This window comes from Streptomyces murinus (assembly GCF_002154555.1).
GTDB lineage: Bacteria > Actinomycetota > Actinomycetes > Streptomycetales > Streptomycetaceae > Streptomyces > Streptomyces murinus.
On record NZ_MUNF01000139.1, the window covers coordinates 14,378 to 29,246 of the forward strand.

15 protein-coding genes are annotated in these 14,869 nt (G+C 72.4%); 5 read left to right on the plus strand and 10 right to left on the minus strand.

Going from position 1 to position 14,869, the window contains the following annotated elements; all coding sequences use genetic code 11:
- The first annotated feature begins 23 nt into the window (after positions 1-23).
- Together CCN72_RS10820 and CCN72_RS10825 are read left to right on the plus strand one after the other, a co-directional pair.
- Complete coding sequence (locus CCN72_RS10820; protein WP_086807334.1) at positions 24-521, plus strand: DUF6328 family protein; 498 nt, start codon at positions 24-26, stop codon at positions 519-521.
- A 33-nt stretch (positions 522-554) separates the two neighbouring features.
- Positions 555-1,046, plus strand: coding sequence for a GNAT family N-acetyltransferase (locus CCN72_RS10825; protein WP_086807335.1), 492 nt, complete (start codon positions 555-557; stop codon positions 1,044-1,046).
- A gap of 10 nt (positions 1,047-1,056) precedes the next feature.
- Here CCN72_RS10825 and CCN72_RS10830 read toward each other — a convergent pair whose 3' ends face one another.
- From CCN72_RS10830 to CCN72_RS10850, 5 genes are all read right to left on the minus strand, one after another.
- Positions 1,057-1,482 carry an SsgA family sporulation/cell division regulator gene (locus CCN72_RS10830; protein WP_086807336.1) on the minus strand — a complete coding sequence of 142 codons (426 nt, stop codon included), beginning with the start codon at positions 1,480-1,482 and terminating at the stop codon, positions 1,057-1,059.
- 68 nt (positions 1,483-1,550) lie between these two features.
- Positions 1,551-2,522 (minus strand): LLM class F420-dependent oxidoreductase, encoded by a 972-nt coding sequence (locus CCN72_RS10835; protein ID WP_086807337.1) that lies wholly within the window; start codon positions 2,520-2,522, stop codon positions 1,551-1,553.
- A 39-nt stretch (positions 2,523-2,561) separates the two neighbouring features.
- Positions 2,562-3,524, minus strand: coding sequence for a threonine/serine dehydratase family protein (locus CCN72_RS10840; RefSeq protein ID WP_086807338.1), 963 nt, complete (start codon positions 3,522-3,524; stop codon positions 2,562-2,564).
- 19 nt (positions 3,525-3,543) lie between these two features.
- Positions 3,544-4,221 (minus strand): AIM24 family protein, encoded by a 678-nt coding sequence (locus CCN72_RS10845; RefSeq protein ID WP_086807339.1) that lies wholly within the window; start codon positions 4,219-4,221, stop codon positions 3,544-3,546.
- 72 nt (positions 4,222-4,293) lie between these two features.
- Complete coding sequence (locus CCN72_RS10850; RefSeq protein WP_086807340.1) at positions 4,294-5,460, minus strand: serine hydrolase domain-containing protein; 1,167 nt, start codon at positions 5,458-5,460, stop codon at positions 4,294-4,296.
- A gap of 333 nt (positions 5,461-5,793) precedes the next feature.
- Between CCN72_RS10850 and CCN72_RS10855 the strand changes: the two genes are divergently transcribed.
- Both CCN72_RS10855 and CCN72_RS10860 read left to right on the plus strand, forming a co-directional pair.
- Positions 5,794-7,554 (plus strand): M4 family metallopeptidase, encoded by a 1,761-nt coding sequence (locus CCN72_RS10855; RefSeq protein WP_086807341.1) that lies wholly within the window; start codon positions 5,794-5,796, stop codon positions 7,552-7,554.
- A 241-nt stretch (positions 7,555-7,795) separates the two neighbouring features.
- A complete protein-coding gene (locus CCN72_RS10860) occupies positions 7,796-9,031 on the plus strand; it encodes an SGNH/GDSL hydrolase family protein (protein WP_425276131.1) in 1,236 nt (411 codons plus the stop codon).
- Positions 9,032-9,060: 29 nt separating this feature from the next.
- On the opposite strand, the gene CCN72_RS10865 is transcribed toward CCN72_RS10860, so the two are convergent.
- Genes CCN72_RS10865 through CCN72_RS10875 form a run of 3 tightly spaced genes read right to left on the minus strand, consistent with a single transcriptional unit; the run spans position 9,061 to position 12,601 of the window.
- Positions 9,061-9,411, minus strand: coding sequence for a UBP-type zinc finger domain-containing protein (locus CCN72_RS10865; protein ID WP_086807343.1), 351 nt, complete (start codon positions 9,409-9,411; stop codon positions 9,061-9,063).
- Positions 9,408-10,895 (minus strand): ATP-binding protein, encoded by a 1,488-nt coding sequence (locus CCN72_RS10870; RefSeq protein ID WP_086807344.1) that lies wholly within the window; start codon positions 10,893-10,895, stop codon positions 9,408-9,410. Before CCN72_RS10870 ends, CCN72_RS10865 begins: the two co-directional genes overlap by 4 nt.
- Positions 10,892-12,601 (minus strand): FAD-dependent oxidoreductase, encoded by a 1,710-nt coding sequence (locus tag CCN72_RS10875; RefSeq protein ID WP_086807345.1) that lies wholly within the window; start codon positions 12,599-12,601, stop codon positions 10,892-10,894. Before CCN72_RS10875 ends, CCN72_RS10870 begins: the two co-directional genes overlap by 4 nt.
- Positions 12,602-12,811: 210 nt before the next feature.
- Between CCN72_RS10875 and CCN72_RS10880 the strand changes: the two genes are divergently transcribed.
- Positions 12,812-13,678, plus strand: a complete 867-nt coding sequence (locus tag CCN72_RS10880) for a universal stress protein (protein ID WP_086807346.1) — start codon at positions 12,812-12,814, stop codon at positions 13,676-13,678.
- Between the two features lie 6 nt (positions 13,679-13,684).
- On the opposite strand, the gene CCN72_RS10885 is transcribed toward CCN72_RS10880, so the two are convergent.
- Positions 13,685-14,458 (minus strand): MBL fold metallo-hydrolase, encoded by a 774-nt coding sequence (locus tag CCN72_RS10885; protein WP_086807347.1) that lies wholly within the window; start codon positions 14,456-14,458, stop codon positions 13,685-13,687.
- Between the two features lie 88 nt (positions 14,459-14,546).
- Positions 14,547-14,869 (minus strand): alpha-ketoglutarate-dependent dioxygenase AlkB (locus CCN72_RS10890; protein WP_143664078.1); only part of this gene is annotated, 323 nt, incomplete at its 5' end.

A 14,869-nucleotide genomic window follows, 5' to 3' on the forward strand; every position in this document is an offset into this window, starting at 1 on the left:
GGCCGGGCGGTTACCCGGATCGCATGACCGAGGACGACCGCCACCGGGGGCGCCATGAGACCGAGGAGGAGCGGGCCGACCGGATGTGGGGTGAACTCATCCAGGAGGTCCGCGTCGCCCAGACCGGCGTGCAGATCCTTTTCGGCTTCCTGCTGACCGTCGTCTTCTACCCGAAGTACGGCCAACTGCCCGACACCGACCAGCACATCTACATCGTCACCGTGGTGCTCGGCGCCTGCACCACCGGCGCCCTGATCGGACCGGTCTCGCTGCACCGCCTGGTCTCCGGGCGCCGGGTCAAGCCCCGGGCGGTGCGGCTCGCCGCCCGGCTGACCTTCCTCGGCCTGGTGCTGCTGCTGGCCACCATGACCTCGGCGCTGCTGCTCATCCTGCGGGTGGCCACCCATGACAGCTATGTGCCCTGGCTGGTCGCGGCCGTCGTCGCCTGGTACCTGGTGTGCTGGTTCGGCCTCCCGCTGTGGGCCAGGCGCCGGCACACCGCCGACCCGGAAAACCGGTAACGGCCCGGCGAGCGGGACGCGTAGGGTCCCGCCATGCCCGAGCTGCAACCGCTGCGCCCCGACCACGCCCCCGCGCTGCTCGTCTTCGAGCGGGAGAACCGGGCGTACTTCGCCCGCGCCGTCCCCGACCGGGGCGAGGAGTACTTCGCCCGGTTCGCCGAGCGGCACCGGGCGCTGCTCGCCGAACAGGAGGCGGGCGGCTGCCGCTTCCATGTCGTGGCCGGCCCGGACGGGGAGATCCTCGGCCGGATCAACCTCGTGGACATGGCGGACGGCGGCGCCGACCTCGGCTACCGGATCGCCGAGCGCGCCACCGGCCGGGGCCTGGCGACCTGGGCCGTACGGGAGCTGTGCGCACGGGCCGCCGACGCGTACGGGCTGACGTTTCTGACGGCCGCGAGCAGGGTGGAGAACCTGGCCTCGCGGGCCGTGCTGGCGCGCACCGGATTCACCGTGGTCGGCGAGACCCGGCTGTCCGGCCTGCCGGGCCTCATCTACCGCCGGGCGCTGACCGCCGCCCGGTGACGGCAGCCGCTCATCCGGTGGCGAGGATGTCCGCCAACAGCTCGTCCACGGGGGCTTGTTCACGGCCCGGCGGCACGATCTCCCGGGTCTCGCGCAGGAACATGGCCACGGCCGGCGCCCAGGCGTGCACCACCGCGCGCTGCCGCCCGCCGTCCGGGCGCGGCTCCCCGAGGAACTCCAGGCGCAGTTCGTGCCACATCCCGGTGTCGGCGGGCCGCAGCCGTACGTCGCCGACGCCGACCGGCCTGTCCAGTCCCTCGGCGAGCATCTCCCGGTCCAGGCGCCACTGGGCCAGCACATGGCCGTCGTGGGCGAAGACGGCGGTGACGGCGAAGGGGTCCTCGGCGTCGTAGCCGAGATGGGCGAGGACCGGGAAGCGGCCGGTGCCGGGGGCGTGGAGCTGCACCACCAGGGTCTTGTGCACGAAGGTGTTCACGCTGGGAACCTCCCGGGACGATCGGCGTATGGGCCTCAGGTACCCCGTTCGCCCCGGTCGAGGCCCCGTCAGCCGAACGCCTCCCGCAGCGCGGGCAGCAGGGTCTTCGCCGACCAGCGAAGGAACTCGGGCTGGGTGTCGCCACCGATCTGCACCAGGGCGAGCTCCTCGAACCCCGCCCGCGCGTACGGTCGTACGGCCTCCACGAAGGCGTCCGGGTCGTCGCCGCACGGAAGGGCGGCGGCCACGTCGTCGGGGGTGACGAACCGGGTCGCGGACTCGAAGGAGTCGGGGTGGGGCAGCTCGGCGTTCACCTTCCAGCCGAGGCCGAACCAGCGGAACTGGGCGTGGGCGCGCTTGACGGCCGTGTCCCGGTCGGGGTCGTAGCTCACCGGCAGCTGGCCGACGCGGGGCTTGCCACGGCCGCCGTGGCGGTCGAACGCCGAGAGCAGCTCGGGCCTCGGCTCGGTCGCGATCACCAGGTCGCCGAGCCGCCCCGCGAGCCGGCAGGACTGTTCGCCGGAGACCGCGATGCCGATCGGCGGGGGCTGCTCCGGCACGTCCCACAGTTTGGCCGACTCCACCTGGTAGTGCCGGCCGTGGTGGGTGACGTGCTCGCCCCCGAACAGCGCGCGGATGATCTCCACGGCCTCTTCCAGCATCTCGTGGCGCACGTCCACCGGGGGCCAGCCGCCGCCCACCACATGCTCGTTCAGATTCTCACCGGCGCCGAGTCCGAGCCGGAACCGGCCCTCGGACAGCAGCTGCACGGTCGCCGCCTTCTGGGCCACGACGGCCGGGTGATAGCGCCGAATGGGACAGGTCACGTAGGTCATCAGCGGAATCCGCGAGGTGGCCTGCGCGGCGGCGCCCAGCACGCTCCACGCGTAGGAGGAGTGTCCCTGCGCACGCAGCCACGGAAAGTAGTGGTCCGAGATCACCGAGAAGTCGAACCCCGCCTCCTCGGCCCCCACCACATGCTCCACCAGCTCCCGGGGCCCGGCCTGCTCGGTCATCATCGTGTATCCGATTCGCACCATGGGTGCCGAGTCCCCGGCTCGCCGTCCATGAAAACGGGCTCACCCCAGCCCGAAACGCTCCGCCCAGCCCGTCACCTCGGCCAGTGTCGTGTTGCCGCCGCACACCACGAGGCCCAGATGGGCGCCGGGGCCGACGCGGGAGAGGATCTCGCGGGCGGCCGGGAGCAGACAGCCCGCGGCCGGTTCCGCCCAGAGCTTGGCGTGGGTGGAGAGGTCCAGGCAGCCCTGGACGGCCTCGTGGTCGGGGACCACCAGGACGTCCTCGACCAGCTTGGCGGCGTGGTCGTAGGTCAGCCGGGACACCGCGGGCGCGCTGAGGGTGGTGACCAGGGAGGACAGCGGGACCGGAACCGGGCCGCCCGCCGTCAGCGCGGCCGACATCGCCTCGGCGCCCGCCGTCTCCACGCCCCACACCCGCACCCCGGGCCGTCGGGCCCGCAGCGCCGCCGCGATGCCCGAGATCAGCCCGCCCCCGCCGATGCTGACGACGACGTCCGTCAGGTCCTCGGCGGCGTCCTCGGCCAGTTCGAGGCCGACTGTGCCCTGCCCGGCGATCACGGCCGGGTCGTCGAACGGGTGGACCAGCGTCAGCCCCTCGTCCGCGAGCCGCATCCCCAGCTCGAAGGCGCCGTCCATGCCGTCGGTCAGCCGCAGCGACGCCCCGGCCTCCTCGGCGAGCGCCCGCGAACGCGCGGGCGCCGTGCGGGGCATCACCACGGTCGCCTTCACATCCAGGGCCGCCGCCATCACCGCGAGCGCGATCCCGTGGTTGCCGCCGCTGACCGCGACCACGCCCGCCGCCCGCTCCGCCTCGCTCAGCGACAGCAGCTTCGCCGCCGCCCCGCGCGCCTTGAACGAGCCGGTGCGCTGGAGCAGTTCGAGCTTGGCGGTGACCGGGGCGCCGAGCAGCGCGCCGAGCCCGGGGCTCGGCACGGTCGGTGTACGCACCACATGCGGGGCGATCAGCCCGGCCGCGGCTTCGATCTCAAAGATGCCGATCAAGGTGTGCCACCCTTCCCGTTCAGTGCTGCTGCGGCTTGTGCTGGGTCAGCTCGCTCGGACGTACGACGACCACGCCCTCGCCCCGCAGCATCAGCTGTACGGCCTCGCCGGAACCGCCGCGCAGCATCGACCCTATCGACTGCGAGCGGTGCAGCGAGGTCTCCAACGACTCGCTCCAGCCGACCACCGCGTCCGTGTCGACGTACACCGGCTGCTCCGCCGAGACCGGGATGGCCAGCGGCTCGCCCTCACAGACCAGACCGAGCCGGCCGCTGCCGCTGAACACGCTGTTGAACAGGCCGCCCGCGGTGACGCCCGAGCCCTTGACCGTCCGGATCTCGTACGACAGCGACGGGTCGAAGCACAGCACATGCCGGCCGCCCACGGTGAACCGGTCGCCGGGCTCCATCTCCACGACGAAGCAGTTCTGCGCCTCGTGCGCGAGCCAGACCTCGCCCCGCCCGCGCACCGCCATCAAGGGCAGCCCCTCTCCGGTGACCGCGCGCTTGAGCATGCCCCCGACGCCCTGCCCCTTGCGCTCGAACCGCAGCTCACCGCGGTGGGCGACCATCGCGCCCTGCCGGGCGTACATCTCGCCGTCCACCGCGTACCGCAGGCACTTGGCGTTCTCGACGGACATCCCGGGCTCGGTGGCCGCCCGCACCATGTGCCGACTGGAAAAGAGATCACCCTTCATACGGGCATCCTGACCCGAGGGCACACCTTCTGCCAAGATCAGGACGCCCGCGGTCCTGGTCCTGTCTCAGTCCTAGTCCTTGCCCGCGGCCGGGGGCCAGCGCTTGCCCTGTTTGCCGCAGAACGCCGAATCCAGCGTCCCCGCGAGCGTGTCGAGCACCTTGCCGTTGTTGGACGTGGTGGCGACCGCCGTCATGCTCCGGCCGCCGTCCTTCGTCGCGAACGCGTAGGTGTAGTAGCCCTGCACCGTCCCCGTGTGCCCGTACACCGAGATCCCGCACGACAGATCGCGGCGCCGCAGCCCGAGCCCGTACGCCGTGGTGGCGTTGACCCGGTTCATCTTCTCCATCTCGGCCAGCCGCGCCGCCGACATCAGCCGGCCGCCGAGCAGCGCGCTGTAGAAGGTGTTCAGGTCCCGCGCGCTGGAGATGATCGCGCCCGCGCTCTGCGCCCATGACACCGTCTGCTCGGTGGCGTCCACCAGCGGATCGCCCGCCTTGTCGGGGGTGAGGTAGCCATGCGCGTGGGCGCCGGGGATCGCGGTGTCGGGATGGACGTAGAACGTGTCCTGGAGCTTCAGCGGCCCGAAGATCCGGTTCTGGTACTCGGTCCGCACCGAGTGCCCGGTGATCTCCTCGATGAGCATGCCGGCGACCACGAAGTTGGTGTTCGAGTACGAGTACGCCGCGCCGGGCGCGTTGGTGCGGGGGTGCTTGAGGGACAGCGCCACCAACTCCCGGTACGTGAACACCTTGTTGCGGACCGCCTCGAACCCCGGGACACTGTCGGCGAACATGTCGTTCGTGAAGTCGTACAGCCCGCTGCGGTGGCCGAGCACCTGGCGCACCGTGATCGTGTCGTCCGGCAGCAGCCCCGGCAGATAGCGGTTCACCGGCGCGTCCAGCTCCAGCCGGTGCTCGTCGACGAGTTGCAGCAGGACGACCGCCGAGAAGGACTTGGTGACGCTGCCGACGCGGAACCGGTCCCCGGCGTCCATGGCCCGCCGGGTGCCGCGGTCGGCGTACCCGTACGTGGTCCGGTACATCGTGCCGTGGTCGTCGACCCGGGCCAGCGCGCCCGGCGCGCCCTGGGCCACCGCCGACCGCAGCACCGCGGTCAGGCCCGCCGTGTCGGGCGCCGGAAGGCCCTCCGCCGCGGCCGACTTCACCGCCGGTACCGCGAGCAGCGACAGCGCGACCGCTCCGAGGACCGCGCCCCTGCTCACCGTGGCTGACATCATCGGGCATCCACTCCCATCCGTACGACTGCCGATGCGACATCGGTCACATTCCGGCCTGGGAACCTAGGGGATCGAGGCCACGTCTCCACAGCCGACACACAGTTGGTCATTCCTCGATCACTCTCTGGCGCCGATTTGCAAAGGATTGCCCTAGAAGATCGCGAAATGGATCATTCCTGGTTTACGTGCACATGACTGATCCGTAAGGGTGAGCCCTCGGGGGCCCGACCAGCCCCCTGGTGCCGAAGGGCGCCATGTCACAGGGCGGTTGACGATCCGCCGCCCTTCACAGAAGGAACCCTGATCAGATTGCGTAAACCCCACATACGCTCAGTGGCGGTCGCGGTCGCGGTGGCGACCGCCGCAACGGGCCTGGCCGGTACGGCCTTCGCGGGCCCCACGACGGGGGAGGCGCGCTCCGTCGCGTCCGTCACCGACTCCGCCGCCGTGGTGACCGCAGCCCGCACCGCGGCCTTCGCGCACGCGTCCGCGACCGGCGTCTCCACGGGCGACGAACTCCGGGCCCAGGACGTCATGCTGGACCCCGAGGGCGCCCGGCACGTCCGCTTCGAGCGCACCCACAACGGCATGCCGGTGCTCGGCGGCGACCTCGTGGTCCACCTCGACCACAAGCTCGCCTACACGGGCGTGACCCGCGCGGCCGGCCAGACCGTCAAGCCGGCCGCCGCCACGAAGGCCAAGCTGACCGCCGGTCAGGCCGCCGCCAAGGCCGCTCAAGCTGCCAAGGGCGAGGCCGGCACCGCCCAGCTCGTCGTGGACGCCCGCGACGGCGCCTCCGCGCTCGCCTACCAGGTGACCGTGACCGACCAGGACGGCACCAACACCGTCGTGGTCGACGCCGTCACCGGCAAGGTGCGCAGCAACACGCCCGACAGCGACCAGTTCCTGTCGCCGAAGCTCGTCAAGAGCCTTCAGAAGAGCGGCGTGACGGCCACCCCGTCCACGGGCGACGCGCGTGCCGCAGCCCTGGGCCGCGCCGACGCCCCCACCGGCGCCAAGACGGCCTTCCCGTCCGCCGCGAACGGCACGGGCAAGACCCTCTACGTCGGCAGCGTCGGTCTCACCACCACGCAGACCTCGCGCGGCCATTACCAGCTCGCCGACCCGAGCCGGTACGGCACCGAGGTGCGCGACGCCAAGGGCAAGAGCACGGAGAGCTTCAACGCCGGTACGAAGTTCACCGGCACCAGCAACGTCTGGGGCAACGGCGCGACCTCCAACCGCGCCAGCGCCGCCGCGGACGCCCAGTACGGCATCACCAAGACGCTGGACTTCTACAAGAAGACCTTCGGCCGCAAGGGGATCGCCGACAACAGCAAGGCCGCCCACGGCCTGGTGCACTGGGGCAACAAGGTCGCCAACGCCTTCTGGGACCCGACCTGCAACTGCATGCTGTACGGCGACGGTGACGGCCAGACCTTCAAGAAGCCGCTGGTCGTCCTCGACGTCACCGGTCACGAGCTGACCCACGGCGTGGTGGACTCGACCGCCAAGCTGGAGCCGACCTACGTCGACGAGGACGGCAATCAGTACGGCGAGCCGGGCGCGCTCAACGAGTCGCTGGCGGACATCTTCGGCTCCAACGTCGAGTTCTACGCCAACAACAAGCAGGACACGCCCGACTACCTGATCGGCGAGAAGCTGGGCCTTTCGCAGAAGTTCCTGCGCCGCCTGGACCACCCCTCGCTGGACAAGCTCGAGGGCACGATCGACTACTGGACGCCGGACACCTACTACACCGAGGTGCACGCCGGTTCCGGTGTCTCGTCGCACGCCTACTACCTCCTCGCGGAGGGCAGCGGCAAGAAGACGATCAACGGCGTGGCGTACAACTCGCCGACGTACAACAAGTCCACGGTGAAGGGCATCAGCCGTACCAAGGCCACCGCCATCTTCTACCGTGCGCTGACCCGCTACATGGTGTCCACGACCGACTTCCACGGCGCGCGCCTCGCGACGCTCCAGGCGGCCAAGGACCTGTACGGCGCGAACAGCACCGAGTACAAGACGGTGAACCAGGCGTGGGCGGCGGTCAATGTGACCGCCGCGAACACGCCGGCCGCCAAGCACTGACGGCTTCGCGTACGACCGGATGCCCCGCCTCGCGCGGGGCATCCGCATGTCCGGGCCGGTGCGGGGCAACCGGACCTCCCGACGCCGCCGGAGTCACGGACGGTGGCGAGCCGACGAGGGAGGGGAATCGATGACCGCCCACCGAGGTGCGGATCCGGGCCCGCGGCGGGACCATGTCGTGCGTGGGATACGCGGGTACGGCCGCGGGGGTCCGGCCGGGCTCCGATGGGCCGGGCGCCTCGTGAACGGCCGGTGCGGGCGCGGCTGCCGGCTCGCCGCGGCCCTGCTGACGGTCGCCGCCTGCCAGGCCGGGCCCGCCCGCGCGGTGCTCCATCCGCCCGGCGCCCCGGGCCGGCCCTCCGGCGTGCTGACCTGGGCGGCGAGCGCCGAGCGCATGGGCGCGGGCGTCGCGGGCGCGCAGTACCGGATGATCGTGCACACCAGCGTCGGCGGCGGCGCGCCGCGGATCCGCTTCACCAACGCCTTCGGCGACCGCCCGCTGACCCTCGACCACGTCTACGCGGGCCTGCGCGCCCGGGGCGCCGCCCTGCGCCCCGGCGGCAACCACGCCCTGACCTTCGGCGGCGCCCACCGCATCACCGTCCCCGCCGGCTCCGTGGCCTGGAGCGATCCGCTGCCCGGCCGGGTGCCCGCCGGTGCCGACCTCGCGGTGAGCCTGCGCACCCCGGAGGCCGGGGGCCCGGCCAGCGGCCATGAACTGGCGCTGCAGACGTCGTACACGGGCCTGGGCGGCGACCTCACCGCCGAGGACGGCGGCGCCCACTGGACGCGGACCACCGGAGCCTGGTGGTACGTCGACGCCGTCGCCGTACGCCCCGACCGCCCGGCCACCGGCGCCGTGGCCGCGCTCGGCGACTCCCTCACCGACGGCTGGCAGTCCACCGCCGACCGCAACCGCCGCTGGCCCGACTACCTGGCCCGGCGCCTGCACACGGCCGGCGGCGCCCTCCAGGGCGTGGCCGACGAGGGCATATCCGGCGACAAACTGCTCGCCGACAGCGCCGGGGACGGCGCCGGGCAGAGCATCCTGCACCGCCTGGACCGGGATGTGCTGTCCCAGCCCGGGGTGCGCACCGTCGTCCTCTTCGCGGGCGTCAACGACCTCAAGGCGCACACCGGCGTCACGGCGGCCGAACTCATCGCCGGATACCGGCGGTTGGCGCACCGGACGCACGCGGCCCACCTGTGCGTGGTGGCCGCCACCATCAGCCCCTTCAAGGGCTGGCCGGAGTGGGACCGCGACGCGGAGGCCGTACGCCGCGAGGTCAACCACTACCTCCGCACCCGCGGGGAGTTCGACGCCGTCACCGACTTCGACCGCACCCTGCGTGACCCCCATGACCCCGAGCGACTGCGGCCGCGGTACGACGGCGGCGACCATCTGCACCCCGGTGACCGGGGCATGCGCGCCCTCGCCGACAGCCTCGACCTGAAGCGGCTGGACTGCGCGCGCTGAGGCTCAAGTCCCGAGGCTCAGGTGTCGCGTCACCCCAGAGTTCGCGCCCAGTCCTCCGGTACCCGCCCCGCCGGGCCCGGCACCGGCTGGTCGGCGGGATGCCCGGCCGGAGGGGCGAGTTCGGGTCCCTCGGTGAACAGTTCCTCGGTCGCGAAGTTCCAGAACCACGCCTCGTCCGGCTCGAAGCTGCGGATCACCGGATGCCCGGTGGCCCGGTAGTGCGCGGTGGCGTGCTTGGCGGGCGAGTCGTCGCAGCAGCCGATGTGCCCGCACTGGGCGCAGCGCCGCAGATGGAACCACCAGCCGCCCGCCGCCTCGCACTCCAGGCAACCGGTGCCGCTCGGCGGGACGTTCGGTTCGATGCCCTCGACGCCGCTCATACGGCCTCCTCCGTTGGTTCCTCGGCCGAGTCGGCCGATTCGGCCGCCTCGGGCTGTTCGGCGGTCAGCGGCAGCAGCACCTGGAAACGGGTGTCGCCGGGCTCCGAGTCGACCCGCAGCGTGCCGTGGTGCTTGTTGACGACGATCCGCCAGGAGATGTCCAGACCGAGCCCGGTGCCCTCGCCGACCGGCTTGGTGGTGAAGAACGGGTCGAAGATCCGGCCCCTGATCTCCGCCGGGATCCCGGGCCCGGTGTCCCGGAACTCCACCAGCACCCGGTCGTGGTCCCGTGCCGTGCGCACCGTCAGGGTGCCCTCGCCGCCCGAACTCCGCATCGCCGAGACCGCGTTGTCGATGAGGTTGGTCCACACCTGGTTCAGCTCCGCCGGGTAGGCGGGCACCGACGGGAGCGTCCGGTCGTACTCCCTGACCACCCGGATGCCGGAGCCGAACTTGGCCGACAGCATCAGCAGGGTGCTCTCCAGGAGTTCGTGCACGTCCACCGCGCGGTACGGCGCCCGGTCCAGCTGCGAGTACTGCTTGGCCGCGTCCACCAGATGCGAGATGCGGGTGGTGGAGTCCTCGATCTCGGTCATCAACAGCTCGGTCTCGACGGTGTAGTTGAGCCAGCCGATCGCACCCGGCAGGATCTCCTCGTCCACCGCCGCCGCGACCTGCTCCAGCCAGTCGGCGTCGAGCCCCGCCTGGACGAAGGTCGGTGCCAGCTGCCAGCCGTCCGCGATGCCATGGTCGTCCAGCCAGTCCCCGAGCAGATCCTCGCGGTCGGCGGCCTCCAGCGGACTGAGCGCCGGGGCCTTCGCCACCCGCTCGGCGGTGCGCTCCTGGATCTCGACCAGGCTCGCCAACGCGTCCCGGGAGAACGGCCCTTCGGCGATCACGGCCAGTTTGCGCCGCATCTTCGCCACCCGCTCCCGCAGGGTGGCGGTGGCCCGCACGGCCGCGGCCGCCGGATTGTTCAGCTCATGGGTGAGCCCCGCCGACAGCGAGCCGAGCGCCAGCAGCCGCTCCCGCTGCCCGACCGCCGCCTGGGTGTTCTTCGAGCCGAAGAACAGGCCCTCCAGCAGATGCACCGCCATCGGGAACCACTCGTGCATCACCTCCGCGAACAGGTCCGCCGGCAGCACGAAGAACCGCGTCGGCTCCGTGACCCGCAGCGAGTTGGTGTACACCTGCCGCACCCGGTCGCCCAGATACGCCTGCATCGCGCCGCCGTACACCCCGCGCTGCGAGGTCCGGGCGACCTCCACGTCGTCCCCGCCGACCCGGCGCGAGATCACCGCCGTCCCCTCGACCATCACGAAGAAGCAGGTCGCCGGGTCACCCTCGGTGTACACCGGGCCCGGCGGGAACAGCTCCACCCGGCCCTCGGCGCACAGCCGCCCCAACTGCTCGGGGTCCAGCTTCTCGAAGAGGAACAGCGACCGGATCTCTTTCGGGTCGCACGGCATGATCTGCCCGCTCATGACTGCTCCAGATACCGGTGGACGAGCATGACGGCCATCGCGCCCTCGCCGACGGCGGACGCGACGCGCTTCGCGGACTCGGCGCGCGCGTCGCCCGCCACGAACACCCCGGGCACGCTGGTCTCCAGGTGGTACGGCGGCCGGTCCAGCTCCCAGCCGGCCGGTGGCGTGCCGTCGGGGGTCAGATCGGGCCCGGCCAGGATGAAACCGCGCTCGTCGCGCAGCACGCTCTCGCCGAGCCAGTCGGTCAGCGGGGCCGCGCCGATGAACACGAACATCCACTGGGCGTCGACCCGTTCGGTCTCCCCGGTCCCGGTGTGACGCAGCGTCAGCTGCTCCAGATGCCCCGAGCCATGGGCCGCGTCCACCACCGTGCGGCAGCGCACCTCGATGTTCGGCGCCTCGGTGATCTGCTGGATCAGGTAGTACGACATCGACGCCGACAGATCCGCGCCGCGCACCAGCAGCGTCACCGACTTGGCGCCCCGGGCGAGGTACATCGCCGCCTGGCCCGCCGAGTTGGCGCCGCCCACGATGTACACGTCCTGGCCCTGGCAGCCGGCCGCCTCGGTCAGCGCCGAACCGTAGTACACCCCGCAGCCGGTCAGGTCCGTGCAGCCCTGGGCCTGAAGTTGCCGGTACTGCACGCCGGTCGCCAGGATCACGCTGTGCGCGGCGATCGCCGTGCCGTCCGCGAACCGTACGACCCGGGCGGCGCCGCCCGTCTCCAGGGCCGTCACCTCGCGCGCGGTCAGGATCTCGGCACCGAACCGGCCCGCCTGCCGCCGCGCCCGGTCGGTGAGCTGGGCGCCGGAGACGCCGTCCGGGAAGCCCAGGTAGTTCTCGATGCGGGAACTTTGCCCGGCCTGCCCGCCGGTCGCCGAGCGCTCCACGAGCACCGTGCGCAGCCCCTCCGAGGCCCCGTACACGGCCGCGCCGAGCCCGGCCGGGCCGCCGCCGATCACCACCAGGTCGTAGAAGTCGGCCGTCGGTGTCGTGGCCAGGCCCACCCGCGCGGCCAGTTCGGGCGCCTCGGGCTCGACCAGCGCCGAGCCGTCCGGGGTGACCACCACCGGCAGCCGCTGCCCGTCCTGTCCGGCCGCGGCCAGCAGTCGCTGCCCCTCCGGCTCCTCCACCGAGTACCAGCGGTAGGGCACCTGGTTGCGGGCCAGGAACTCCCGCACGTCCGAGGAGGGCGCCGACCAGCGGTGCCCCACCACCTTGGTGCTCGGCACCGGCTTGTGATCGCTGGCCCGCCACGCCGTCAGAAGATCGTCCAGCACCGGATAGAGCTTCTCCTCCGGCGGATCCCACGGCTTGAGCAGATAATGATCGAGGTCCACCACATTGATCGCGTCGATCGCCGCGTTGGTGTCGGCGTACGCGGTCAGCAGCACCCGCCGCGCCCCCGGGTACACATCGAGCGCCTGCTCCAGGAACTCGATGCCGTTCATCTGCGGCATCCGGTAGTCGGCCAGGATCACCGCCACCAGATCACCGCGCAGTTTCAGCTCCCGCAGCGCGTCCAGCGCGGACGGCCCGGACTCGGCGCGCACGATCCGGTACGAGGCTCCGTAGCGGCGTCTGAGATCACGGGCGACGGCGCGGGAGACCCCCGGGTCGTCGTCCACGGTCAGGATGACGGTCCGCGTCGCGTCGGCGGCCGGTGTCGTCGGGGCCCGTGTCCTGGGCGCGGCCTGTGTCATGGATCTCCCACCCCGAGCGTCGGAATCCCGCGGCGCGGTGGCACGGGCGCCACCGCACCGGTACGCGCCCATCGTATGTTCGATCGCCCGGCTTCGCCCCGGTGTCCAGGCCCGCCCCACGACCCGGAGGGCCGGGGTCCGGCCGGGGCGCGCCGTGTCCGATAGTGGGCATCAGCAGCATGAACGGTCGGTACGACGAGGAGGCCAGGGATGACACGGGCGATCACGGCAGGGCTCGACGGCACGGAGGAGAGCCTGGCCGCGCTGGACTGGGCGGCCAGGGAGGCCGTACGCCGGGGGCTGCCCCTGCGGGTCCTGCACGCGTGGCACCACGCCGAGAAGCTCGCCGGGTCCGACCGCGACACCCAGCGGGGCTGGGCCGAGGAGGGCGTGGCGCAGGCGGTGCGCCAGGTCGCCGAGCGGCATCCGGAGCTCACGGTGAGCGTCGAGGTGGTCGAGGAGGACGCCGCCCCGGCGCTGGGCCGCGCGGCCCGGGCCGCGGAGATGCTGGTGCTGGGCTCGCGCGGGCACGGACCGGTCGTGGGCTTCCTGCTGGGGTCGGTGGGTCAGCATGTGATCGCCGAGGCCACCCGGCCCGTGGTGCTGGTGCGCGCCGGTGACCGCCCCGCCCTGGAGGCCGCCGGGCGCGAGGTGGTGGTCGGCCAGCACGGCGACGCCGAGGACAGCGCGGCCGCGCTGCGCTTCGCCTTCGAGACGGCCGCGGCCCGCGGTGCCACCGTGCGTGCCGTACGGGCCTGGACCCTGCCGCCGGTCTTCGCCTACAGCCCCGGCTCGCTCAGGCTGCTGGACGAGGCCGGGGGCCTGGAGCCGTACGAGAAGCAGGCGCTGGCCGACGCGCTGCGGCCCTGGCGCGAGCGGTTCCCCGGGGTGCCGGTGGCCGAGCAGGTGGAGATGGGCAGCGCGGGACAGGTGCTGCTGTCGCTCGTCGGCCGCGCCCAGCTGATGGTCGTCGGCCGCCGGGCCCGCCGCACCGCCGTGGGCGCCCGCATCGGCTCGGTCGCGCACGGGGTGCTGCATCACGCCGACTGCCCGGTGGCGGTGGTCCCGCACGACTGACCGGCGTCAACTCGCTTTCGGCGTACGGGACTTGCGGGTGGCCCGGTCCCGGGCCTGTTCGGCGGCGGCGCGCACCGCGCCCCGGTGGACCGGGCCGTGACCGGGCAGCAGGGTGTCGCCGTCGAGCGCCGCGATCAGATCGAGGGAGGCCACGACCCGGCCGCGGTCGTGGTCGAAGAAGCCGGGCAGAAGCTGCGGGCCCTTGGTCCAGGAGACGGCGTGCCCGCTGACCAGGGCGTCCCCGGAGATCACGATGCCGGCCGCGGGCAGGTGGTAGACGCAGTGCCCGTCGGTGTGGCCGGGGGTGTGCACGGGCACCGGGCGGCCCGGCAGGTCGAGCGCGCCCTCCCCGGGGAACGGCTCGGGCGCGGTGACCGGGTTGTGCTCCATGCCGCCCACCTTGATGACATGCGCGGCCCACGGCAGCATGCCCGGCCGCCAGACGTTGCGGACGACATCGCCGAGGGTGGCCTGGTGCAGGAACTCCCGCCGGGCGTGCGGGACTTCGGCCGGGTGCAGGTAGACGGGCGTGCCGTAGGCGGAGCGCAGGTACTCGGCCGAGCCCAGATGGTCGTTGTGCGCGTGGGTGATCAGCACGGCGGAGACCGCCTCGGGTGAACCGCCCACCGCCGCAAGGGACTCCAGGACTCCCGGCCGGTCCCCGGGATACCCGGTGTCGATCAGGGTGAGGTCGTCCCCGTCTTTAAGGATCACCCAGTTGACGTTGTTGCCGTGCACCAGGTAGGTGCCGTCGGCGACTTGATGTACCTCTGCCCGCATGGTTTCTCCGCGCCCGAGTGCCAGTGATCTTCGGGAGGACAGCCAACCAGATCCGCCACCGTGCGGCGCAAGGGGGCGGCGAGATGTCTCAGCGCACGCCCTGCGGGCGGAACTGCACGCTGATCCGGGGCCCCGCCGCCCGTGCCGTCTTGGGCACGCAGTGCTCCCAGGTGCGCTGGCAGGAGCCGCCCATCACGATCAGATCGCCGTGCCCGAGTGGCCGCCGTACGGTCCCGCCGCCCCCGCCGGCCGGGCGCAGCAGCAGATCACGGGGCTCGCCGACCGAGAGGATCGCGACCATCGTGTCCTCGCGGGCGCCCTTTCCGATCCGGTCGCCGTGCCAGGCCACGCTGTCCCGGCCGTCGCGGTAGTAGCACAGCCCGGCGGTGGCGAACGGCTCGCCCAGCTCCT

Coding starts and splice junctions, on each gene's coding strand:
- CCN72_RS10825 (WP_086807335.1), top strand. CDS start 555: ATGCCCGAGCTGCAACCGCTGCGCCCCGACCACGCCCCCGCGCTGCTC.
- CCN72_RS10845 (WP_086807339.1), bottom strand. CDS start 4,221: ATGAAGGGTGATCTCTTTTCCAGTCGGCACATGGTGCGGGCGGCCACC.
- CCN72_RS10875 (WP_086807345.1), bottom strand. CDS start 12,601: ATGACACAGGCCGCGCCCAGGACACGGGCCCCGACGACACCGGCCGCC.
- CCN72_RS10835 (WP_086807337.1), bottom strand. CDS start 2,522: ATGGTGCGAATCGGATACACGATGATGACCGAGCAGGCCGGGCCCCGG.
- CCN72_RS10870 (WP_086807344.1), bottom strand. CDS start 10,895: ATGAGCGGGCAGATCATGCCGTGCGACCCGAAAGAGATCCGGTCGCTG.
- CCN72_RS10880 (WP_086807346.1), top strand. CDS start 12,812: ATGACACGGGCGATCACGGCAGGGCTCGACGGCACGGAGGAGAGCCTG.
- CCN72_RS10820 (WP_086807334.1), top strand. CDS start 24: ATGACCGAGGACGACCGCCACCGGGGGCGCCATGAGACCGAGGAGGAG.
- CCN72_RS10865 (WP_086807343.1), bottom strand. CDS start 9,411: ATGAGCGGCGTCGAGGGCATCGAACCGAACGTCCCGCCGAGCGGCACC.
- CCN72_RS10885 (WP_086807347.1), bottom strand. CDS start 14,458: ATGCGGGCAGAGGTACATCAAGTCGCCGACGGCACCTACCTGGTGCAC.
- CCN72_RS10850 (WP_086807340.1), bottom strand. CDS start 5,460: ATGATGTCAGCCACGGTGAGCAGGGGCGCGGTCCTCGGAGCGGTCGCG.